At 38.7% G+C, this 23,455-nt stretch carries 18 protein-coding genes; 5 read left to right on the forward strand and 13 right to left on the reverse strand.

What is annotated here, in order from left to right:
* Positions 1-202 precede the first annotated feature (202 nt).
* Together QFZ28_RS16885 and QFZ28_RS16890 are read right to left on the reverse strand one after the other, a co-directional pair.
* Positions 203-2,662, reverse strand: a complete 2,460-nt coding sequence (locus tag QFZ28_RS16885) for a S8 family serine peptidase (protein WP_307195715.1) — start codon at positions 2,660-2,662, stop codon at positions 203-205.
* Between the two features lie 164 nt (positions 2,663-2,826).
* Positions 2,827-5,406 (reverse strand): lipocalin-like domain-containing protein, encoded by a 2,580-nt coding sequence (locus QFZ28_RS16890; protein ID WP_307195716.1) that lies wholly within the window; start codon positions 5,404-5,406, stop codon positions 2,827-2,829.
* A gap of 896 nt (positions 5,407-6,302) precedes the next feature.
* Here QFZ28_RS16890 and QFZ28_RS16895 point away from each other — a divergent pair.
* Together QFZ28_RS16895 and QFZ28_RS16900 are read left to right on the forward strand one after the other, a co-directional pair.
* Positions 6,303-6,578, forward strand: a complete 276-nt coding sequence (locus tag QFZ28_RS16895) for a hypothetical protein (RefSeq protein ID WP_307195717.1) — start codon at positions 6,303-6,305, stop codon at positions 6,576-6,578.
* 22 nt (positions 6,579-6,600) lie between these two features.
* Complete coding sequence (locus tag QFZ28_RS16900; RefSeq protein ID WP_307195718.1) at positions 6,601-7,212, forward strand: hypothetical protein; 612 nt, start codon at positions 6,601-6,603, stop codon at positions 7,210-7,212.
* A 284-nt stretch (positions 7,213-7,496) separates the two neighbouring features.
* Here the strand turns inward: QFZ28_RS16900 and QFZ28_RS16905 are convergent, their stop codons facing one another.
* Genes QFZ28_RS16905 through QFZ28_RS16920 form a run of 4 tightly spaced genes read right to left on the reverse strand, consistent with a single transcriptional unit; the run spans position 7,497 to position 11,811 of the window.
* Positions 7,497-8,282: an XdhC family protein gene (locus QFZ28_RS16905; RefSeq protein WP_307197051.1), complete on the reverse strand. Its 786-nt coding sequence runs from the start codon at positions 8,280-8,282 to the stop codon at positions 7,497-7,499.
* Positions 8,283-8,318: 36 nt separating this feature from the next.
* Positions 8,319-9,191 carry an FAD binding domain-containing protein gene (locus QFZ28_RS16910; protein WP_307195719.1) on the reverse strand — a complete coding sequence of 291 codons (873 nt, stop codon included), beginning with the start codon at positions 9,189-9,191 and terminating at the stop codon, positions 8,319-8,321.
* On the reverse strand, positions 9,176-9,652 hold the full coding sequence (locus QFZ28_RS16915) for a (2Fe-2S)-binding protein (protein WP_307195720.1): 477 nt from the start codon (positions 9,650-9,652) through the stop codon (positions 9,176-9,178). Before QFZ28_RS16915 ends, QFZ28_RS16910 begins: the two co-directional genes overlap by 16 nt.
* A complete protein-coding gene (locus QFZ28_RS16920) occupies positions 9,646-11,811 on the reverse strand; it encodes a xanthine dehydrogenase family protein molybdopterin-binding subunit (protein WP_307195721.1) in 2,166 nt (721 codons plus the stop codon). Before QFZ28_RS16920 ends, QFZ28_RS16915 begins: the two co-directional genes overlap by 7 nt.
* Positions 11,812-12,165: 354 nt before the next feature.
* Here QFZ28_RS16920 and QFZ28_RS16925 point away from each other — a divergent pair, with 354 nt between their 5' ends.
* Positions 12,166-12,339, forward strand: coding sequence for a hypothetical protein (locus QFZ28_RS16925; protein ID WP_307195722.1), 174 nt, complete (start codon positions 12,166-12,168; stop codon positions 12,337-12,339).
* Positions 12,340-12,517: 178 nt separating this feature from the next.
* Here QFZ28_RS16925 and QFZ28_RS16930 read toward each other — a convergent pair whose 3' ends face one another.
* Complete coding sequence (locus QFZ28_RS16930; RefSeq protein WP_307195723.1) at positions 12,518-13,105, reverse strand: nucleotidyltransferase family protein; 588 nt, start codon at positions 13,103-13,105, stop codon at positions 12,518-12,520.
* 215 nt (positions 13,106-13,320) lie between these two features.
* Between QFZ28_RS16930 and QFZ28_RS16935 the strand changes: the two genes are divergently transcribed.
* The gene (locus QFZ28_RS16935) at positions 13,321-14,097 is read left to right on the forward strand and encodes an arylamine N-acetyltransferase family protein (RefSeq protein WP_307195724.1); all 777 of its coding nucleotides are present in this window, start codon (positions 13,321-13,323) and stop codon (positions 14,095-14,097) included.
* 65 nt (positions 14,098-14,162) lie between these two features.
* Here QFZ28_RS16935 and QFZ28_RS16940 read toward each other — a convergent pair whose 3' ends face one another.
* Positions 14,163-15,365, reverse strand: a complete 1,203-nt coding sequence (locus tag QFZ28_RS16940) for a Rho termination factor N-terminal domain-containing protein (protein WP_307195725.1) — start codon at positions 15,363-15,365, stop codon at positions 14,163-14,165.
* A gap of 135 nt (positions 15,366-15,500) precedes the next feature.
* Here QFZ28_RS16940 and QFZ28_RS16945 point away from each other — a divergent pair, with 135 nt between their 5' ends.
* Entirely contained in the window at positions 15,501-16,535 is a 1,035-nt protein-coding gene (locus tag QFZ28_RS16945; RefSeq protein WP_307195726.1) for a phosphotransferase, read from the forward strand.
* Positions 16,536-16,947: 412 nt separating this feature from the next.
* Here the strand turns inward: QFZ28_RS16945 and QFZ28_RS16950 are convergent, their stop codons facing one another.
* The 5 genes from QFZ28_RS16950 to purU form a co-directional block, all read right to left on the reverse strand.
* The gene (locus tag QFZ28_RS16950) at positions 16,948-17,106 is read right to left on the reverse strand and encodes a hypothetical protein (RefSeq protein ID WP_307195727.1); all 159 of its coding nucleotides are present in this window, start codon (positions 17,104-17,106) and stop codon (positions 16,948-16,950) included.
* Between the two features lie 150 nt (positions 17,107-17,256).
* Complete coding sequence (gene carB, locus QFZ28_RS16955) at positions 17,257-20,442, reverse strand: carbamoyl-phosphate synthase large subunit (protein ID WP_307195728.1); 3,186 nt, start codon at positions 20,440-20,442, stop codon at positions 17,257-17,259.
* The gene (locus QFZ28_RS16960; protein ID WP_307195729.1) at positions 20,420-21,526 is read right to left on the reverse strand and encodes a carbamoyl phosphate synthase small subunit; all 1,107 of its coding nucleotides are present in this window, start codon (positions 21,524-21,526) and stop codon (positions 20,420-20,422) included. The genes carB and QFZ28_RS16960 overlap by 23 nt, the downstream gene beginning before the upstream one ends.
* 635 nt (positions 21,527-22,161) lie before the next feature.
* The gene (locus QFZ28_RS16965) at positions 22,162-22,338 is read right to left on the reverse strand and encodes a hypothetical protein (protein WP_307195730.1); all 177 of its coding nucleotides are present in this window, start codon (positions 22,336-22,338) and stop codon (positions 22,162-22,164) included.
* Between the two features lie 243 nt (positions 22,339-22,581).
* Positions 22,582-23,451: a formyltetrahydrofolate deformylase gene (gene purU, locus QFZ28_RS16970; protein WP_307195731.1), complete on the reverse strand. Its 870-nt coding sequence runs from the start codon at positions 23,449-23,451 to the stop codon at positions 22,582-22,584.
* Between the last annotated feature and the right edge of the window lie 4 nt (positions 23,452-23,455).

Consider the following 23,455-nt stretch of genomic DNA (forward strand, 5'->3'; position numbering starts at 1 on the left):
TGTTTTCCTTTTAAATTCCAATAAAATGTTCGAGAGAAGCTTAATGCTTATGAGAATACTATTTGACAAATTAATTTTGCGTTTGCCTTTTTTGTAGAAACTGTATGTTTTTTCGAAATGGAATTACTTAAAAAAAAAACAGCCATCGGATAGGATGACTGCTCTATTTCTAACCTATTAAAATAGCCTACTTATCAACCCTTTAATATTGCGCATAATAGCGTGTAATCGCTACTGCAAAATCCCCTCTTGTTACATTATTTACTGGGTTAAATTTAGCTGTTACCGTTGGCAATAGATCATAAGGGCCTTGTGTTATTTCGAAATAGGCATTTAAAATATTTAAGTCTAAAGCAAGCTGAACATGGCCGCGAAGGTGTGCCGGTACCAAAGAACTATCAGAAATGGCAATTCTTGAGTCACCATATTGCACTGTTAATGCCTCGTTCATCTTTGATTCTGCATCTGCTCCAAGCCCGAGATTTTGTACAAGGGTATATGCCAATTCAGCCCGTGTTACAGCTTGTTTTGGAGAGAATTTGCCAGCTGCAGTCGTAACCAGGACCCCTTTCCCTTTGTATGCTGGATCCCGTAGAGCAGCCCCTTTCGCTGCCACTGCTTCAGCAAATGCCAAGTCCTCCCCTTTAACATCAGAGAAAGTAGTGGTGCCTGTCACCGGCAAATACTGTCGCACACCCGCCCCCATCACCACATATTTAGCTAAATCGATACGTGTTAAGTTTTCATTTGGACGGAAGCTTCCGTCAGCATAACCATCTAGTAATCTCTCACTCACACCAATCTTGATGGCTGATTCGGCAGGGTGTCCTGTTATATCCGATAAACCTGTGAAACTGCCGGCTTTCTTGGTTGTTAATTCACCTTGCACTTCTTCATCAAGGGCAATTCCGTCTAATCCTTCAAGTTTCATTGTCCATTGGCCTGCTTTTGGTGAAGTAACCTGTACCGTACGATCGGTGTAAAGCGGGAAGAGCAAATAGATTCCGGAACTATATTCGTTTCCGTCTGGGTCAACTAATACAAGATTAATCGTGTTCCCAGTCTGACCTAGTAGTCCGGTTGCGTTAATCCGGGCAGTTAATTCGGTTACGCCTTGTTCAACATTAAAACTATGGATACTTCCATTCAGGTTTAGGTTGCTATAATTAAGCGTTATTGGTGTTCTTTCCACATTTAGATTAACATTCGAGTTAAATGCGCGATCTGCATTCACTGTCGTGCCATAAGCGCGGCCACTAAATGCCGCATCAACAGCAGCATAGGCATTTACATAGCCTGCTCCAACTTCCCATTCTTCATAGCCTGACATATTCGAAGCCGTTTTTTGTAAAATCTCTTTTACTTCCGCTGGTGATAATCTAGGATTCGCTTCTAGTAAAAGTGCCACAATACCTGCTGCATGCGGGGCAGCCATGGAGGTGCCGCTCATCGTTGTGTAATAAGGAAGATGCGCGGGCTCAATATTTTCGACATCGTCGGTTGCACCAAGACTTGAAACGGGTGCTACGACTCTAGTAGAAATAATTCCTTCTCCAGGTGCAGTGACCGTTGGACGATCCTCCCACTTAAAGGTTTCTCCATCTACAACAACTGTTCCGCCTTTACCGCTAACTCCACGGGATGAGAATTCGGCTAATTTCGCTTGTTTTGTACCTGCAGCAACCGTAATGACCCAAGGGGCTTTTTTATAATTTCCAGAAATGGTCGATTCACCTGGTCCTGAATTTCCAGCAGAGAATACCGTCACAATACCGCGGTCATATAACTTCTTCGTAGCAATATTTATCGGATCAAACGGGTCAAATTCCGTCCCCGCGTCGCTTGTTGTACCCCACGAATTCGTAATCACGCGAATGTTATATTCCGTTTGATGTGTTAACGCATAATCAAATCCGCCAATTGTATCGAGGATTGCTACAGCCGCGCCAGAACCATAGCCAATGATATTGGCACCAGGCGCTACGCCTTCATATTTTCCACTAGACATTTCTCCTGTCCCGCCAACAATACCGGCAACATGGGTTCCATGACCGCCAGTGCTGTCTGTATTTGGAACATTTTCAACGTATGAAATCGGCAGCAACTCACTTAGAGCATGTAAATTAGTGGAGGCCATGACATTCTGGACAACATGATTTCCAAATTCTAAATCAGGGTGTGTGCCATCTATTCCACTGTCGTTCACCACAACGCCAATCCCTTTACCTGAAACCGGCAGGCCTCCATTTAACTTACGGAAGGTGTCGTCTTTCCGCAATTGGTCGACCCCGGTTAACTCTGTTCCTGTTTCATTTTCATATGTTACTTTTTCATTATCATAGATGGACAATACTTCTGGGTTTGCTGCCAATGCGCTTATTTGCTCAGGCGTGGCAACAATACCTGTGATCGGTAAACTTTGAAATGACATCCCCTGCTTGATCCCTAGTTTTTCTAGCACATCTAACTGAGACGCAGTTGGTGCACTATCACCTTTGAAGGTAACAACCGCCTGGATTGAATCAACTGATTTTTGCAGCAGTTCCGTTAAATCTGGATCAATATGCGCTCCAGCCTGAGTGGTCGCGTTGGATACCGACGCCATTGAAAAAATAGGTGAGATTGCTAGTATACACGATAGTAAAAGTGCTTTCGTTTTCAAAATTAGACCCCCTAGTGAATGGTTATTTTCTTTCATTATCTATTAGAAATTGGAAGATAACTATTCTGCAAAAGGGGTATCTTGTATTGCCTTTATACCTATTTGTTCTAGTACATAAGTAGTAACCACTCTAAGGAAAAATTACAATTAAATTTTATTCCTTTTTATTCAGCAGTTTGACCAGGATTTTGGTAAAGGGATTGTACTTGATCTGCCGGAAGGGCTAATTCATCATAAACACGTACTTCATCCATTAATCCTTTAAAAGGAATATCCCAGTAGTTAACACCTAAACCAAATTCAGCATCAATGGAGGTGAATACATTCGGGAAGTTATCACCAGTATATTTCGCTTCACCATTGATATAAAATACAGCATGGCCTTCATTGACCGTAAAAGTAAGATTTGACCACTGACCTGCAGGTATGACTGTATTGGTTTTTGCGTCGTACCACTGGTCACCGTTATGTGACCATACCATTGTATTACCAAAAGGTGTTTTCGGTACGACACTAATCCAATTATTGGCTGTTTCAGTCCCAAAGAATGTTGTTGTAAAATCAGTAATTTGGTCTGGTTTTACCCACAGTGATACAGAGTAAGTATCACCCGTAATTAAGCCGTTCGCTAAACGCAGTCCAGAATTCCCGTCAAATTTAGCGGCTTGACCCACTTTACCTTCTTCAAACGTAATATGTCCGCCTGTATTATTTAATCGGTCTCCTGTCACGGTTGCGTCCGCTTTTTTTTCAGAAGTGTCTTTCAAACCATCATTAAAGTCGTATAACGCCGATAAGCCGCCTGGTTCCTTTTTGAGTACGGTAACACTAACTGTTAATGATTGAGTTGCTTCACCTAATGTAATGGTCGCGGTTAAGTCTACCACCGCATCTTCAGAATCTGAACTTGGTCTTGTAACCGTTCCCTCAACTGACACTACGTCTGTATTAGAAGATTCCCATGTAATTTGCGCTCCTCTTGTAGCTGTGGTTGGCAGCGTTACATCACTTATTACAGTAGATTGAAAACTAGTACCTAACTCTTGTTTGATCGCCTGTACTAATTCTTCATCTGACGAAGCGTCCACATGACTACCCCAAATGACGATTCCTTCATCGGACATAGCACTAAACGTCATCACCCATTGCTCCGAAGTTGGGTCATATTGGCGGATAAATACACCATCATACGTACCTTCACCATCAATGGTTAACTCTGCTCTATAATTCCCATAAAGCTTCCATGTTCCTGAAATGGCACCAGAAATGGTATGATCACTGTTTAATTTCACCCAAGTGGACTCTGTTAAGCTGCCAGTGATTTCTTTTCCATGGTTAATGTATTTATAGTCACCTGTTACATCACCTTCTGAAACCTGTTTAATGGTTTCACCAGCATAGCGGTACGGTGTTGGTACCGGCCATTGATCACGGTTCTTAAATGTTTGATGTACACGAACTTCGTGCATTTCCCCTTGCTGCGGGAAACGAGTATGCGTAACGATAAATTCCTTGCCTAATTCTTCGTCAATTAGATAAGAGTTATGACCTGGTGAAAGGTAGCCTGTCCCAATTCCTGTGCCCGCTTCGCCAAGATCTCTTTTAAATAAGAAATTACCAATCATTTTATTACCAATATCCTTATGATCGTCATTACCTGGGAAGTTTCCTACTCCTCTATCAAATGTCTCTGGGAATACTGCAGGGTTGCCCTCAGCATCCACATATGGACCATCAGGATTCTCTGATCTAAACTGTCTCATTTGATAACCGCCATCAGAAGCTAAACCGCCATAGGTAATGTATAGATAATAATAGCCCGTATCTTTATCATACACAGCATATGTTCCTTCAGCAGAACGGCCGTAGCCAGAAGCAATTTTTGTACCGAAATATCTATCGATCATTCGGCCATCTTCTGTTTTTCCATCTTTACCTGGATATTTTGGGAGTCCTGTTTTCTTATCTAATTCTAAAATGTAGGTACCGCCAGACCAGGAGCCGTATGTCATATATAACTTATTATTTTTAGACTGAAGAATATTGGCATCAATGGCGTTGGTGTACAGTTTATTATTGTAATCTCCATTTGCCGTAAACCAATCTGGATTTACTTCGTCAATCACACCATCTTCAATAAGCTCTGCGATATTCGTATTTTCCCAGTGTTTATTCACGACGCTGTTTCGATCATATACTTCTTTGTTGGTAAATCCTGAATACATAATGGTGTCGACATATTTAAATGGACCTTCAATATTCTTTGAAACTGCTATCCCGATTGCAGAACGGATATACGTGGAAGACACACTATAGTAAATCATGTAGGCACCCTTTGTACCATCTTCATTTACATAATGTTTATTCCAAAAAACATCCGGCGCCCAAACGGCAAAGCCGCCTCTTGAGTCTGAATCATTTTCTCCTGCCCATTTAAAGGACTCCGCAAGATTTGCTGATAAATCACCGTAAACTTTATTATTTGGGGTTGTATAGCCATTGGTAAATCTATCCCAATTTATTAAGTCTGTTGATTTAGCACCATCAATGTGTGAACCATACACATAGTAGGTACCCGTTTTTGGATCTTTAATGATTGAAGGGTCATGAACGGAGGCATTTCTAAACTCAATTGGCTCGGAATTACTAGTAATACTTGCTTTCTTTTTGCCAAGGACACCGCTTGGAATTAATAACAGCAATGCTAGAGAAATAAATATCAATTTTTTTAATCGAATCTTCATTTTCGTTTTCTCTCCTCCTGTGGTAACGCTACCATTATTGAACACGCTATCTACCAAATTCATAGACTAGCGTATAGACATCGACCTATAGATAATTTTACTTAATATTCTGATTATGGAAGGTATTTCTAACCTAGATATAAGTTAGTAGAGTAGAAAAAATACTATTTATGTAGATTCATAGATGATTAAATATACGTACCACTCATATTAAGAAACTTAACTCATCCTTATATTACCTCCTGTTCGTAAAAAGTTGTACTTACAATTGATAAACCACTTATAATTCACCATAGGTAAGTTACCTTCTACTAAACAATACTATAACTTTATAAGATTCTCAATAGTCTATTTCAAAGTTATCGAACAACTTTTAGTGGATTCTCCCACAAGATGAACGTACAAGCTGCAACGACTTGTTTAGAAACGAATTTTTTATATTTTCATACAAAAAACTCACCGCAAATTATTCGCAGTAGGTTTTTTAACAAAGCAATGCTTCCTAATGTATCTGTGGTACCATTTATTCCAACTATTTTTACCATAGATTGGATAGTTCTTGAAATTTTGTTGTAATAATAAACAAAGATTCCCTTTCACCAAATGACTTAACCACATGTTGAGTAAAGAAAATTAAACATTGTTTTATAAAATGCAATCTCCGTTTGAATAAATACAGGCGTGGTAATATTCAGTAATGTCATCATTTCATCTAATAAATCACCATTCCTGTAAAGACTTGAAGAATAATCTCTTAACAGTGGAATAGCGTTGAAATTTCGGATATTCACTAATAAAAGAATATAATCAAGTAAATATTAAAGTTGATACCTATATTTAACAGTCTCCTCATTTTCAATGCTTCAGTACTTATTATTTTAAGAAGGTGTATAGATGTGGACTTTCCGACGATACATACAAACTTTTGGGATGCCGTGATTGCAGTTCCTTTAGTAATGGTAATTACCCAATTGATAAAAGTTTTTTTAAAAGTTAAGAAAAAATATGTTCCAACAATAGCACTGATCCTCGGTTTAAGTATTTCCATTTTTATCAGTCATCGCCACCATTTTTTCGCTGGTCTTTTTATGGGTTGGTTTTATGGATATGCTGCAATTGGTTCTTATGCTTCATTAAAGACAACATTATTAGCATTTAGAAATAAAAGGTAAGTGAAAAAAGTAAAAATCTGGGGTGTCTAACCTGTCAAAAACATATAAAGAAAAAGTTATAGATTTGCTATTTATAATCATTCAGATCGTCTGTATAATTGCTCTTTTTAAAGATAAAAATTTCGACTATATGAGAATGGCCGCTGGCAATCTTTGCTTTTGGGTAATCTATATGATTCTGGAGAAAAAAGCAAACTGGAGTATTCCTCTTTACATTAGAACAATTACTTTACTTTCCATAACTTTTAATGACTACTTAGGGGAATATTTAAATCTGTATGTTACCTCTAGTCTATATGACCGATTGCAACATATTTTTGGGACCTATGCATTAACACTTTGGATATTTTTTGTCATTCAGCAATTTGCTCAATTTAAATTAACAAATCAAAGACTGACCATTTTATTTATTATAAGTCTGGCATTATCATTGGGAACCATTTATGAATTATTGGAGTTTATCGAAGATGAAGTTTTTAAACCGAAGATAAAAAATCAACCAAGCCTCTTAGACACGAACCTTGATTTAATTTCCGACTTGATAGGCGGAATTTTTGCCGAATTACATTATCGTTTTTCAAAGCAAATGAAAACATTTTTATTTCCATTTGAGCAACGTACTTCTATTAGATAATTTTTTTATCAGTCTAAAGAAAAGGTTTCCAATGTAAAAACTGCTACAATTGAATGCGATGGAGGATTAGGTTTTGAGTTAATGGAGGATGCTCAACCTATTACCCGTAAAGAATTATTAGAAAGTCTTCACGAATTTCAAAAAGGAAATATACAACTTAACCAAAGAATAGAGATGACAGTATATTTAAGAAGGTTCGGAAAACTAAATAATGTCCTTTTTAGACCTTTAAGTAAAATTCACTCAAAAAAAACGACCTACATTCCATGCAGGACGCCATCAAATTATCTATTCAATTGTTCCACTTTTATAGGCTTAGTCGCCTTACTTAGTTTGATGATTTCGCCGATTATACTAATGGCAATTTCTTCTGTCGTTTCCGCGCCAATTTCCAATCCGATCGGAGAATGAACCTGTTCCAGCTGTTCAGGTGTGACACCTTCAGCTTTTAGTTTATCAAATATGGTTATCACCTTACGCTTTGAGGCAACCATTCCTACATAAGCAATCGGAAATTGGAGTGCTGTTTTTAATACGATATCATCACGATCTTTCGTGACAATGATTACATAGGACTTTTCATTTAGATTGGCCGCGAGTAATGCCTCTTCAATATACTCATTAACAAAAAGGTTTGTCGCATTGGGAAAGCGATCCTTGGTTGCGTAACCCACCCGGTCATCGACAATGCAATAAGGAAGTTCAAGGGTATCAGCAAGCTTTGATAACGCGTGTGCTAAATGGCCTGCTCCAGCCAGAACGAGTTCAGGTCTGCTTGTATAGACCTCTATAAACACCCTCAAGGTACCGCCACAACTCATTTGAATGCCGTCTTTTGCGTGTCTATTCAATTTGTATTCAACAATTTTTGATTTACCGCTTTGGAGCGCTTTTACACTTTCTTCAATGATATAATGTTCTGCAAGTCCCCCGCCGACAGTTCCTTCAATGGTACCATCTCGGTAGACAATCATTTTTCCAACATGCCTGGGAGTTGAGCCTTTTGATTCTATAATCATAGCAAGAGCAAAAGTTTCGTTTTGTCGATTCAGCAATGCGACTTTTTCCATCAGTAGCAAGTATAGCTCCCCCCTTTTTTATAGAGTTTAATTGTGTTGATGTTGGTGTTTCAGGCTAAGAAAATATCGTAAAAGATTTAAGGCGACTGTTTTTCTGTATATAGCGGTGGAGCGTTGATCGTCGATTGGTTTGATGATTTTATCAAAAGCTGCCACAACCTGCATGATGTCTGCATCTGCTAATGGTATGGTCTTGCCAAGCAGCTTCTTCTCAATATCAATCGAACGAACCATGGTAGACCCTACCGCTCCGAAGGCAAAGCGAACATCCTCAATTACAGCACCATTTGTCCGGATATATCCCGCAAACCCTACTTTAGCAATGGCATCAGCGTTGCGGTTTCCGACTTTTTCAAAAACGACATGAGCACCTTCCTCTAATACTGACGGCAAAATAATTTCAGTCAGAATTTCATTCGGCTCACGTTGAACTCTGCGCACACCTTGGATAAAATCGCTAATCGCGACAATACGATCACCATTTAAAGAGCGCAGCAAAAGTTTTGCGTTGTAGACGTATAATAAGGGCAGTGTGTCACCAGCCGGCGAAGCGTTGCAAATATTTCCTCCCAATGTCCCTCTGTTTCGAATCGCCGGTGCTGCAATCGTTTTGATAGCTTTCTTTAAAGGTATTGGGATTAACGGGTCATCGAGTAATTCGCTATACGTGCAGCAGGCACCTATATGGACATCCTGTCCATTTTGATACACCTGTTTTAATTCAGAAAGATGATCGATAAAAATAATAGGTTTCGTGATTTTCGGGGGTACTCCCCTTCGACTTTTGTACATCACCATGACATCGGTGCCTCCAGCAATAATGGCACAGTTTTCTATATTCAATTGACTCAAGGTTTGGTCTAAACGATCAAATCGATAGGCGGTTATTTTTTCTGCCATACGCCGTCCCCTTTTTTAGCTGCTAGGTTAATCGCATCGACAATCATATTGTAGCCCGTACATCGGCATAGATTTCCGGATATCCCTTCACGAATTTCTGCTTCTGAAGGATGAGGGTTTTGAGATAATAAAGCTGCACTAGCCATGACCATCCCCGGAATGCAGTAACCGCATTGCACTCCTCCGGCTTCGGAATAGCAATCATCTAAAATCTTAAATTGTTCCGATTCCATGATTCCTTCTATCGTTACAACATCGTCTCCATCAATGGAGCCAATGGGAATTAGGCAGCTGTTTTGCAGGAGGTTATTGACAAAAACGCTGCAGGCTCCACATTCTCCTTCACCGCAGCCTTCCTTTGTACCAATTAAATTAAAATCCTCTCTTATTACATCTAGTAATCTTGCTGTCGGAGGGGCGTCGGTTTCTATTTTTCTTCCATTTAGGGTAAACTTTACCATCCTTCTTCACCTTCTTTCATCCATAGACTTTCTATAATGACTTCAGGTGTAATCGGAATTTGCTGAAAAGGAGTTTGCAATGCATCTTCGATTGCAGCTTGGACTGCCGGAGCGCCCCCAATTAACGTCAATTCACCTGCGCCCTTTGCCCCGTATGGACCATCCGCATAGGGATTATCAAACACCTTACTTTGTATAGAAACTACGTCCATGGAAGTCGGGGGTCCATAGTCCGTTATACTTTTTTGTTGGATTCTGCCTTCTTTTGACGTCATTTTTTCTAGATACCCGTACGCTAATCCCTGCACTAAACCACCGTCAATTTGCCCCTTCATCACCCGGTCATCGATGACTTTCCCTACTTCATAATTGGCATAGACTTTTTCCAGCTTTACATTTCCTGTTAAGGTATCCACTTCTACCTCAACAAAATTCACGCCCCATGAATAAGCAGGATAGGCATCTCCGGTGAAGGTTTTCTCGTCCCAAGGAATCATTTCACGATGAACATAGTCCTCCGTTACTTCCTGTTCCACTCCTGTCTGCCACTGAGCCTTTAGTTTTTTTGCAGCTCGTTCAAGCAATTTTCCAACAATCATGGTTGTCCTTGAGGCTACAGTCGGACCGGAATCGGGAACCTCTTTTGTATCGGGATAAGGGTACAAAACTTCGTCGTATGGGAGGTCTAGTTCTTTAGCGACAATTTTACTCAACGTCGTCAAAATGCCTTGTCCCATGTCAGAATTTGAGATTTTAAGTGACACCAGATTGTCTTTGGATTTATAGAGCTTGACCTTTGCTTTTATATGATCTCGTTCACCACTGCCTGTAAATCCACAGCCATGGAGGAACAACGACGTTCCAATACCTTTTTTATAGCGCTGATTTTGAACATTGAAGGTTTGAAACTCTGCCTTTTTCTTTTTGTAATCGGACGTCTTTAGCAAGTCCTCAATCATATCTTCCATTAATATTGGGTCGCGGAAATTTCCTTTGGTGATGGTGGGGTCTCCCTGCTTGACGAGGTATGTTCGTTTATATTCTAGTGGGTCGATGTTTGCTAGTTTACTAAGATGACCGATATGACTTTCGATTCCAGCAAAGCTTTGCGGCGCACCAAAGCCTCTGAAGGCACCGTTCGGTACGGTATTGGTTTTTAAGACATAACCTTTTGCATGAAAATGTGGGATTTTATACACACCGGCACTATTTAGTAAGGCACGCTGCAGCACGACTGAGCTCAATCCCACATTCGCTCCGCCATCGAGATATACCTCGACACACATGCTCAAGATACTCCCTTTCTTATCAATTGCTGTTCGATATTTGAGTTTGGCAGGATGTCTTTTCGTGGTAACGACCATATCCTCAGAACGGTCGAACACGAGCATGACAGATTTTTTTACTGCTTTTGCGGCAACGGCAACATGACACGCCATCATTGAAGGAAACTCTTCTTTGCCTCCAAACCCTCCGCCAGTTGGGCTTTGAACCACTCTGACGTCATCGTCGCCACAGGCTAAAGCGCTTAGCAAGGCATTTTTAATATAATAAAGACATTGCATCGAACCCTGAACGACAATTTCATCGTCCTTATAAATTCCAAGCATTCCCTGTGGTTCAAGGTAAACATGCTCTTGATAACCGGTATTATATTCTTCTTCAATAATTTGGTGGGCGCCCTGCTCTATAGCTGAAATATTATCAAGACTTTCTCCAAATTCATAGTTTGCCATCGTAACACCAGGTGCTGCCTTTTGTTTGATGGCTTCGTCCAGTGTATAAATAGCCTGATGTTCCTCCCATTCAATCTTGACTTTATCGAGTAGACTGTACAGGATATCAAGGTCTTTACCTACGAGCATGAGAATCGGTTCACCAATATAATTGACCCATTCATTGGCAAAAATCGGCTGATCTTCTTTGATAATTTTGACATAATTCGGTCCGGGGATATGCTCTGCACCAATCGCTTCATATCCTTCAGGAAGGTCTGGTAATTGTATAGATTTGATTTTTCCATAAGCAATGGGCGACCGATACAAAACGCCATAAACCATATTTTCCACTTTCACATCACTAATATAGGCCAACTGGCCAGATACCTTGCCTTTATGGTCCTTTTTGGGCACTGAGGTGCTTATGTCTCTTAGATTCATTCCAACAACACCCTCCGACTCTTTTTTAAAAGAATACAATAATAATAGAAACCTCTTCCTACGATTTTATAAATCAGCCTGATGTTTTATGATTAATTTCATTCAAGAAATTCGTTCTTTTCATTATATTTTAAAGTCGGAAGAATTTACCTTACTATGTAAGGTATCTAGACAAAGAATTTTGATTTAACGTGTCAGGTTCCAGTTAGCTACTAAGTCTAAATAGGTTTAACTTTTATTTTTCATTTCATAACCCTAAAAGTTAATAGTGAAAACGTTCACAAAATAATGTAGTAATCGCTTTCAAAATCGTATATAATTATATTGAAATTACAACTTATGAGGTGAACCAGCATGAAAGAATATATTTTTCTTCTAGAAGAACCGGTGGGTAACAAAGAAATAAAGATCATAGCATCAGGAATGACGGAAGCCTTCAAAAAAGCGAAGCAATTTCGAAAAAATATTGTCCAAGATACTAAATTAAAGGTCAATATGATCTTAAAAGGTGTTAGATATACGGATTAACCTTAAATAAAAATTTATTGAAAGGAAAATCCTATACTATATGTTCTTAAGATTAATAGGAGATAAATAAAGGAGAACACATTCACTTGTTACCGAAATGTGTTCTCCTTTATATTTAGGGACAGTTCTAGTGGACTACTTTTTGTCTAGCTTGTACCAACAGGGCCGTCCCTGTGAGTTAAGTTATATTATAATAAACAATCGCACGTTGGTAGTCCTCCTGTGTATCCACATCCATGAGGACTCCCGGGTCATCTACATTGATGTAGTCCTTTTTAAAACCACTCAAGACAACACGTAAATTACTCTCCGGGTCGGTTTCGAGAATTTTTTGTTTTACTACTTTTGATAATTTGATCGGGTGTCCACCTTTATAACGGAAGCTGGGAATCACTACGTCCCCTTTATGTTCTGCTAATAGATTAATTGTCTCTTTTTTCACAAGCGGACAATCCCCAGGTGTAATAAAGAAGCTTGAAGCTTTTACTTCGTTGCATCCCTTTTGGATCGAATTAAACATCCCCTGGTTAAAGTTTTCATTGTAAACAAACTTAATCTGAAATGAATAATTATTGAATTTTGCGATTTCCTCTTTGATGAGGTCCGCTTGAAACCCAGCAACGACGATGACCCTGCTGCATAATCCTTCAAATTTAGAAATTGTTTGCTCCAATACACTCATTTGCCCAAGTGGCAACGTCATTTTAAATACATTTGCTCGACTGGAATATCCAGCAGCTAAGACAATTGCTTCCAGTTTTATCACCCCTCTTAAGACTATGGGGACGGTTCTATTGGTCTACTATTTGTTTAAATTGAGCCAAGAGAACCGTCCCTGTAGAGTACCCTCTACATTATTCTATCATTTACAATTTTGACCTCCAAAAAATATAGTCGGCACCTGGCACTTGTTTCTAATTTGGGATACCTTGAGCTTTTTGCTATCATTGAATATAGGCATGGATCAAGGAGGACCCAGGAATGAACAACCTAAACGAACTATTCCGAAATAGAGTAGGTATATCTCAAGATGCAGTAATTACATTTCAATATTTAGATACGGTTCTTAAAAAGACTGCAGAAACCATTCCTTTTGAAAATTTATGTATTATTGAAAATCGAACAAAGGAAATTTCAAAAGAAAATTTAGCGAGTAAAATGCTTCAACAAAACGAGGGCGGGCTTTGTTACGAACTAAATACAATTCTTTACCTTTTCTTATATGAAAATGGCTTTATCCCCTCCTTAGTTCGCGGAGTCACTTATAATCATATGAATCAACAATGGAGTGGGACTGGAAATACTCATGTGGTCAATCTTATTACTCATAATGGGCAGGCCTATGTTGTTGATACCGGTTTCGGAGGGAATTTACCATTAAAGCCCGTTCCGTTAAGCGGAGAGACTGTTGCGTCAAGTAATGGAGAATTTAGAGTGGAACGTACAGACAGTGAACATGGGGATTATATGTTGTACATGAAATTAAATCGGAAAGACGAGGATTGGATAATAGATTACGCTTTTAATTCTAAAGAGCCGATTCAAAATATATCTGAATTAAATGAAGTGCAAAGAATTATCATGGAACACCCTGAATCTGCATTTAATAAGAAGCCTTTAATTACGAAGATAACAGATAAAGGGAACATAACATTAACCGACACTTCGTTTACACAATGGGTCGATCGCGCATTGAAAAAGGAAACCATTGATGAAAAACGATTCCATGAAATTCGAAAAGAATATTTTAACCTATAATGAAGAAACATGGGGAAGTTCTTTTGGTCTAACTTGAACCAAGAGAGCCGCCCCATTGGATTCCCTTATCTACCACAGCATTTTTTATACTTTTCCCCGCTTCCACAAGGACACGGCTGATTTCTGCCTATTTTCATAACCTTTTCGCTATCATTAGAGGTTGGCAGCGGTTTTAGATGTTTTTTCTCCAGTGCACTCAATTCAGTCGACGTATATCCTTTAAGAAACCATTCTCTCGTGTTATTCATCAAGAAAACAACTTTATCCATTAACGCCTTAATGGTTTCTAAACTATCAAATTCGTATTGATGACTTAAATACTTTAGAACATCATTAGGTCCATGACCAATCCTCGTTGCATACACACACTCTTCTACAATACTATCTGCTTTCACTTTATTTATTTCGAAGTTTTGCAAAAGAAAGTTCACTAATTGCGTATAGCTTATATTCCGGTCAACAAAACCTGGTTCACCCGCTATAAGGAGTTGTTGTTTGGTAAAAGGATAATATGGTACTGTTTTTCTCGCTCCCTGTTCCTGTATAACTTTTTTCGGATCAAATACTCTAATATTAGAGTAACCTTCCACATTACTATAGTTTTCCTTACGGAAAGAATTAGCTTCATATATTACGTCAAGGTATTCCCTAATGTTTATCTTTGTTTTTGTATAATCTTCTAGCATCTCTAGCAGTTTCGTTAAACTTAATGTCCCATAATAAAATAAAAGACCGTTTGTAAGCTTGATCCACTCAGTATTTCTAGTTATTTTCGACTTTATTTCTATATTATCTTTTATTGCTTTGATTGGGTCAATCAGTTCACTTGGGACAGCCATTATTTTCTTTCCTTCAAAAGTCCCCGTGTAAATCAAACCGCTATCACGAAAATACTCAATTTGCTCCCCTTCTATATTGGGTGCATTGATTTGCCCGCCATTATTGGCTATATTTGTCAAGATTTTAAACCGTTCCATATCCCAAAAAGATATAAGGTTTTCAAGATTCTCAGGTATCTTTTCTATCAACAAAGTAATTAAATCTGATTTTTTCAAACTACTAGCGTTTTTAATATCTAACTTTTTTCTAATATCGTCTAGGTCTGCTTTTGTAAAGGAACTTAGACCTTCAAATAGCGTAAAAGGAACCTTCCTTTCCACCCAATGTTTTTGGTATTGCTTCTCCTCCATATCTCTTTCCAATGTTTTTAGTCCATTTAACATTTTTACTAACCCTTTTTCCAATTGCTTATCCATTTTATCACTCATACTATACACCTACTCTAATACCTAATATATATAGTGAAGGATACACCAAATATAGTTACTCTACAACTGTCACTGTGGAATTACCGCATGATATACTTACATTAGATTATATTAAAAAGCAAAGGATTACTGATTATGGTGGTTGAAAAGAATATATACATAGATGATATACTTGCCCAGTACTTTCCGGCAGACAGCTGGGAAACATGGGTTGGGCAACGTGGTGCAAACAATACGACCCGATTTGTTCGTGTTGATGATAATCCATTTGTACTCCGCGTTTACGAAACCCATCAGGATGTAGATAAGGTAAAGTATGAGCATGCAATTCTAGCTGCATTAGCGGAAATGCCTCTAACTTTTTCTATACCCAAACCTATCCGAACAAGGGATGGAAAAACAATTGTCAGAACCAGAGATGGAAAGATTGCCGGTTTATTTCAGTACTTGGATGGAGTAAACCCTGCCCTGGACGAATTAGCAGAAATACAATCTTACGGGAGAACGGCTGGTCTATTATCAGCTTCGCTAGCACATGTACAAATCCAGCAGCGCCCTGCCTACAGACCATATTATGAGATTGAAAGTACTCATCCTAGTTGTTCTTTAGAGGATGTTTTGAGCTTTTGCAAAAAACCTCCAAGCGAATTTTCAGAACACACCACAGATTTATTTGTGATTTATGAACAGCTCACTTCCTTTACCGAGCAAGTTACAACATTAAGGCATTTGCCACATCAGCTTGTTCACGGCGATCTAAATGCGTCCAACATTCTCGTCAATAAAGATGGAATGGTGTCAGCTGTTCTTGACTTTGAATTTGTTACGAACGATTTACGGGTGATGGAACTGGCTGTTTGCTTATCAGACTTCATCCAACCTAGCGAAGAAGAAACCATTACCTGGGCAAAAATTGATGCATTTCTTTCCGGTTATGGTAAATCTCTAATATTGACTGAAGCTGAAATCGAAGCTGTTCCTGTCCTCATCCAACTAAGAAGTCTTGACGTTTTCATTCATTTTCTGGGTCGTTATTTGGATCAGGTTAGCTCCATTGATATCGTTAAAGAATATATTCAAAAGTCTGCGATACGCTGTAATTGGATTATAGATAATAAAAACAAGTTGATTACTTTTTGTACCACTAATTTGTTAGATGGCAATAGTTGAAAAACCATAATAGAGAAATAAAAGCAGAGACCCCACTTAACGGGTTTCTTTCCCTATCGTAAAACGTGATTGTATAATGTAAATAAAAAACATATCAAAAAGCACCACAATTTAAAACTGAGGTGCTTTTTGTTTTTAAAAAATAAATAGCCTATTCCAAATTGAACTGAGCTATTTACTGCATTTTTTGGCGCCTATTCAAAATACTCCTGGTCCACTAGAATCAACAATACATTTAATCCTGTTTTATATAATGTCTTTACCCCCTGAAATTCCTCAGCATTAATAAAACAACATAACAAAAGCCACTCAACAAATTGAGCAGCTTATAAATTAGGGATTTATATCATTAATAAAGCCTATGTTACCTAGTTCCTTACAGCTTTTATTATCTTAACAGTTAGAGATGTTCTTATTGCTGATCTAATACTCCAGTTGTCTCTTGTGAAGACATTTGTTTTTGCGCTTTGGCAACTAGATTGCGTTCATGGTTGAATTCGTTGACTTCACTGTATTTTTTAATGTTATCTTTTTTCTGTTCCTTTTTAGTAACAGCTTCCGACTTATTCATACTTATCCCTCCCTCTACTACCATAACTTTTTGAATTTGACCTGAAAAAAATCTAGTAATACTATGATTATTAGAGCAACTTTGTCCTAGAGTTAAAAAATGTAATCAATTGTGTATTGTCTTAGCTTCATCATAAAACCAAGCGAGCTGTTATGTACTTCGCATTGGTGTTGTTTGGAATCGAATGGTTTCAAGAACACGAAAGATCGCAACTGCTGTATCAAGTGAGGTTAAACATGGAATCCCATTTTCAACTGCTTCACGGCGAATTTTAAATCCATCACGAGCAGGCTGTTTGCCCTTTGTTAGGGTATTGATGACAAGCTGTGCTTTACCATTACGAATGACCTCTAACAAGTTCCCCTCTTCGGATTCGATTTTATTCACCACATTTACAGGAATTCCTTCTTCCTTAAATGCAGCGGCAGTTCCTGCTGTTGCCAGGACACGGTACCCAATGTTGTAGAAACGTTTAGCCAATTCAGCTGCTTCCGCCTTATCTTTGTCAGCAACGGTAAACAAAACATACCCATGGGGCTTGATGGAAGTACCGGAAGCAATAAATCCTTTATATAAAGCTTTCTCTAATGTCGTGTCTTGTCCCATCACTTCCCCGGTTGATTTCATTTCGGGTCCTAGTGTAATATCTACTTTTCTAAGCTTTGCGAATGAGAATACAGGGACTTTCACAAAAACATTGTTCTCCTCAGGATGAATGCCTGATTCATATCCAAGCTCTGGTAACGTTTTTCCCAGCATGATTTTCGTAGCAAGATTGGCCATTGGCACACGGGTAATTTTACTTAGGAAAGGTACAGTACGGCTAGCACGCGGGTTAACTTCCAATACGAACACTTTACCTTTTGATAAGACGAACTGAATATTAAGTAATCCTACAATATTTAAACCTTTTGCTATTCTTGTGGTATAGTCAATGATGGTCGCCTTTGTTTCTTCTGACAGGATTTGTGGCGGATACACACCAATCGAGTCACCTGAATGGACACCTGCACGCTCAATATGTTCCATGATTCCCGGAATAAAGACATTTTCCCCATCTGAAATAGCATCTACTTCCATTTCCTGCCCTGTTAAATAACGGTCAATCAATACCGGCTGATCCTCGTGTACTTGAAACGCATTTTTCATGTAATGAAGTAATTCATCTGTTTGATAGACAATTTCCATTGCTCTTCCGCCTAGGACAAAAGATGGCCGAATAAGTACAGGGAAGCCAATTTTCTCTGCAATTTTCACCGCTGCTTCTACAGACGTTGCAGTTTTCCCTAAAGGCTGTGGAATATCCAGAGCCGCTAAGGTTTTTTCAAATTTTTCACGGTCCTCTGCTGCCTCAAGACTCTCAAGCGATGTTCCTAAGATTTTCACACCTCGGCTCGCCAGTTCTGTGGCCAAGTTAATCCCTGTTTGCCCGCCAAATTGGACAACCACACCAAGTGGTTTTTCTAAATCGATAATATGCATAACATCTTCAATGGTTAATGGCTCGAAATAAAGCTTGTCTGAAATACTAAAATCGGTTGAAACGGTTTCGGGGTTATTGTTAATAATAATTGCCTCGTAACCGGCTTCACGAATAGCCCAGACAGAGTGAACCGTTGCATAGTCGAACTCCACTCCTTGTCCGATACGAATGGGTCCGGAACCGAGTACGATCACACTCTTCTTCTCAGTGACAACGGATTCGTTTTCCTCTTCATATGTACCATAAAAATATGGCGTTTCAGATTCAAATTCAGCTGCACATGTATCCACCATTTTATAAACAGGGATAATTCTATTCTTTTTCCTGTATTCATAAATGTCACGTTCTGTCATACCCCATAGTTTAGCAATTGTTTTATCTGAGAAACCGATTTTCTTTGCTTCAAGGAGAACTTCTTGATCACCTTTGCTTTCTTCCAAAACCTTTTCGAATTTGACTATATTGTCAAACTTCGCAAGAAAGAAAATATCAATTTTGCTCCACTCATGAATTTGCTCAATGGTTATTCCTCTGCGGAGTGCTTCACCTATGTAGAATAAGCGCTCATCCCCTGCTGTACGGATACGTTTTTCAAGCAATTCATCATTGATTTGATCGGCATCTTTTAATGCGAGATGATAAACTTTTAATTCAAGTGAACGAACGGCTTTTAATAAGGACTCTTCGAGCGTACGTCCGATTGCCATTACTTCACCCGTCGCTTTCATTTGTGTACCAAGCTTCCGATTGGCCGATTCAAATTTATCAAATGGCCAGCGCGGAATTTTGGTTACTACATAATCCAGGGCAGGTTCAAAAGATGCATAGGTTCTTTCTGTTACAGGATTCATCATTTCATCTAACGTCAAACCAACAGCAATTTTCGCCGAAAGTTTCGCAATCGGGTAACCTGTTGCTTTTGATGCCAGCGCGGATGAGCGGCTCACACGCGGGTTTACTTCAATAATATAGTATTGAAAGCTGAAGGGATCTAAGGCAAGCTGAACGTTGCATCCACCCTCAATCTTCAGGGCACGAATAATCTTTAAAGATGCATTACGCAATAATTGATACTCACGATCGCTTAATGTTTGACTCGGTGCTACAACAATTGAATCACCTGTATGGACACCAACAGGATCGATGTTTTCCATGTTACACACAACAATAGCATTATCGTTGCTGTCACGCATTACTTCGTACTCAATTTCTTTAAACCCGGCAATACTTCTCTCGAGCAGGCATTGGGTAACAGGACTGTATTTTAAGCCGCTCGTTACAGTTTCAATTAATTCTTCTTTATTGTGGCAAATACCGCCGCCCGTTCCTCCAAGTGTATAGGCCGGACGTACAATAACAGGGTAGCCAACTTGTTCCACGAATGCATATGCCTCTTCCAGCGTATGAATAATTTCACTGTCCGGAACTGGTTCATTCAGTTCGTTCATTAATGAACGGAACAATTCTCGGTCTTCTGCTTGTTCAATCGCACTTAATTTTGTTCCTAATATTTCAACGCCCAGCTCGTCTAAAATACCTGATTTGGCCAATTCTACAGTAAGATTTAACCCTGTTTGCCCACCTAGAGTCGGTAAAATGGCATCCGGGCGTTCTTTATGTATAATGGAGCTAACGAACTCAACAGTTAACGGTTCGATGTATACTTTATCTGCCATTTCCGTATCAGTCATAATGGTCGCTGGATTTGAGTTAACAAGAATGACTTTGTAGCCTTCTTCTCTTAATGCGATACATGCCTGCGTACCTGCATAATCAAACTCCGCCGCTTGTCCGATCACAATTGGTCCAGATCCAATTACTAAAATGGTTTCAATGTCTAAGCGTTTTGTCATCGTTCGTCCCTACCTTCTTCCTTGCTTCCATTAATTCAATGAAATGGTCGAATAAATAATTTGAATCTTCTGGTCCCGGGGATGCCTCCGGATGGTACTGGATAGTAAAAGCTGGATATTTATTATGCTTTAACCCCTCAACAGTCCCGTCATTTAAGGCAATATGTGTTACGGTTAAATCCGTTCCTTCTAAAGATTCCAAACGGACTGTATACCCATGGTTTTGCGAGGTAATTTCTACACGATTGGTTTCTAAATTTTTAACAGGATGGTTTGATCCGCGGTGGCCAAACTTCAATCTTTCAGTATCTGCTCCACATGCAAGTGCAACCAATTGATGACCTAAGCAAATGCCGAACAATGGTATTTTCCCAAGCACACCTTTAATCATTTCAATTCCTTCTGTTATTTCTTTCGGATCCCCAGGCCCGTTACTTAACATGATGCCGTCCGGGCTTAGGCTGAATATTTTTTCCGCCGTTGTATCATACGGAACGACTATAACATCACAGTTACGCAGCGTTAACTCACGTAATATACCGTGCTTCATTCCGTAGTCAACTAGCACGACTTTAAAACCTCTTCCAGGACTCGGATAGGAACGTTTTGTTGATACTTGTTTCACCTGGTCTCTCGTCCATTCTGCTTCCTTTAATTCTGCCACTACTTCTTCAACCATAACTTCCATGCTGCAGATTCTTCCTTTTAGAATCCCGTGCTCTCGGATTTTTCTTGTAAGCTTCCTTGTATCAATTCCCGCTAAACCTGGAATATCTTTGTCTTTTAAAAATTTATCAAGTGGAAATTGACTGCGGAAATTTGAAGGTATTTCACAAAATTCTTTTACAATCAAGCCATTAATTGTTGGTTCAATGGATTCAAAATCATCACGATTAATTCCATAGTTACCAATAAGCGGGTAAGTAAGTGTAACAATTTGACTGCAATAAGAAGGATCCGACAAAATTTCCTGATAGCCGGTCATCCCTGTGTTAAATACTACTTCACCTATCAATTCCTTTTCACTGCCAAATCCTTTTCCAACAAATACAGTACCGTCTTCTAAAATGAGTTGACGTTTCATACCATTACACTCCTTTCTTTCATACGTAATATCCTTCTACCCCGCAAGCGTTTGATCAACGCCTGTTGACCTTTTCTACCTCGTAAAAGGAGGATTCATTTTATAGTATCTGTAGGATATCACGAGCAATTCCAATGATTTACAAATTGAAGGATTTCCGCTAAAAAGGTTTTTATTTATTTTGTATTTTTACAGGTCATTCCCTATAATCCCCTTGTTTGCCACTATAATGTATTATATAAAAAAAGAAATATTGTCCATTATTATTGGGTTCATCTTTTATATACTGCCAATTTTCAGGGTTACCTATATAAGAAAATTAAAAGTACCAATGGACACTTAAACTTCTATACTCGCGTGTTGCCAAATATACAAATAGAAGCTGCCCAACATTTTGAGCAACTCATTAAGTACCAAAAGACGCAGGTCTTTTCCATAGTCACCTGCCATTTTAGATTAGGAAAAAATATAGATAAAGTGGTAAAAATACGGATGAAAAAGGATAAGAAACAGAATTGAAAGGAAAATGCAGAGTTTTTGGAGTTTAGTGTAAATATGGAAATACTGATTGAAAATTATATTATAACTAACTAGATTTTAAAAGCGCGAAGAATCATGATCCTAGTTCCCTAAAACTACCAACTATTGAACACTTCATATAGTGAATTAAGCAATATACCAACGGCAAAAAGCAGCAACATGATATGTATGTAGTTTACCGTACGCTTTCGTTTATTTTGAAGAAAAATCCATATCCAAAGAATAGCTAAAACGATATGAATAAAACCCAGTAAAAGTTCATTTCCTGCCAATAGCCTCATCTCCTATGATTTTCGTTTACATGTAGTTTCGAATATCCCCCTGATATCCCATCTTCCTTATCTTTTGAGCAAGCTTTAGGCTACTATCATCCTATACCGCATGATCATTCAAACAGGGTAACCACGAAAAGCAGCCATGGCTTTTGAAAAAGCGCTTGGCTGCTTTTGTATCATTCGTTTCATTTCATTAAGGAAAAAGCCAATCTTGTTCGCGAACCACCTTATGAAATCAACTCATGCAAATACAATCGTTTTATTACCATGAACGAGTACTTTATCTTCAACATGCCAGGAAACGGCTTCGGCGAGAACTCTCTTTTCCACATGACGTCCCGCTGTCTTTAAGTCCGCTGCTGTATAGCGATGATTAATACGCTGTACATCTTGCTCGATAATTGGTCCTTCATCAAGATCATTCGTTACATAATGTGCCGTTGCTCCTATTAACTTCACCCCTCGGTTAAATGCTCTTACATAAGGATTTGCCCCAACAAAAGCTGGTAAGAAAGAATGATGAATGTTAATGATTTGTTTCGGAAAATGGGAAATGAATTTAGGAGAAAGAATTTGCATATACCTGGCCAGAACGATAAAATCCACTTTATCTTTTAATAATTCTAAGGCTTTCTGTTCAGCTTCTTCTTTCGTATCTTGTGACAGCGGGATATGATAAAAAGGGATGCCGAAACCCTCAACCATTTCTTTTAAATCAGGATGATTACTGATTACCATAGGAATATCCACCGCTATTTCATTCGATTTCCACCGCCAAATAAGCTCAGTGAGACAATGGTCTGCTTTGGAAACAAAGATTGCCATTCGCTTTCTTCTTTCATTACTGCTTAACTGCCAATCCAACGCATAATCCCGTGCCAATACATTGAGATCATTTTCAATTTTTTCATAAGCAGAATCAAAATCTTCCAAATCAAACTCAATCCGCATAAAAAATATACCAGATTGTGGATCCGTTGTATGTTGGTCAAAATGGACAATATTGGCTTTGTGTTCTAATAAAAAATTCGTTACTGTCGAGATAATCCCTGGCTTTTCTGGACAAGAAATTAATAATTTTGCTCGTTTCGGCTTTACTTTTGTGTTCATTGCT

This window comes from Neobacillus niacini (assembly GCF_030817695.1).
In the GTDB taxonomy this organism is placed as follows: domain Bacteria; phylum Bacillota; class Bacilli; order Bacillales; family Cytobacillaceae; genus Neobacillus; species Neobacillus niacini_F.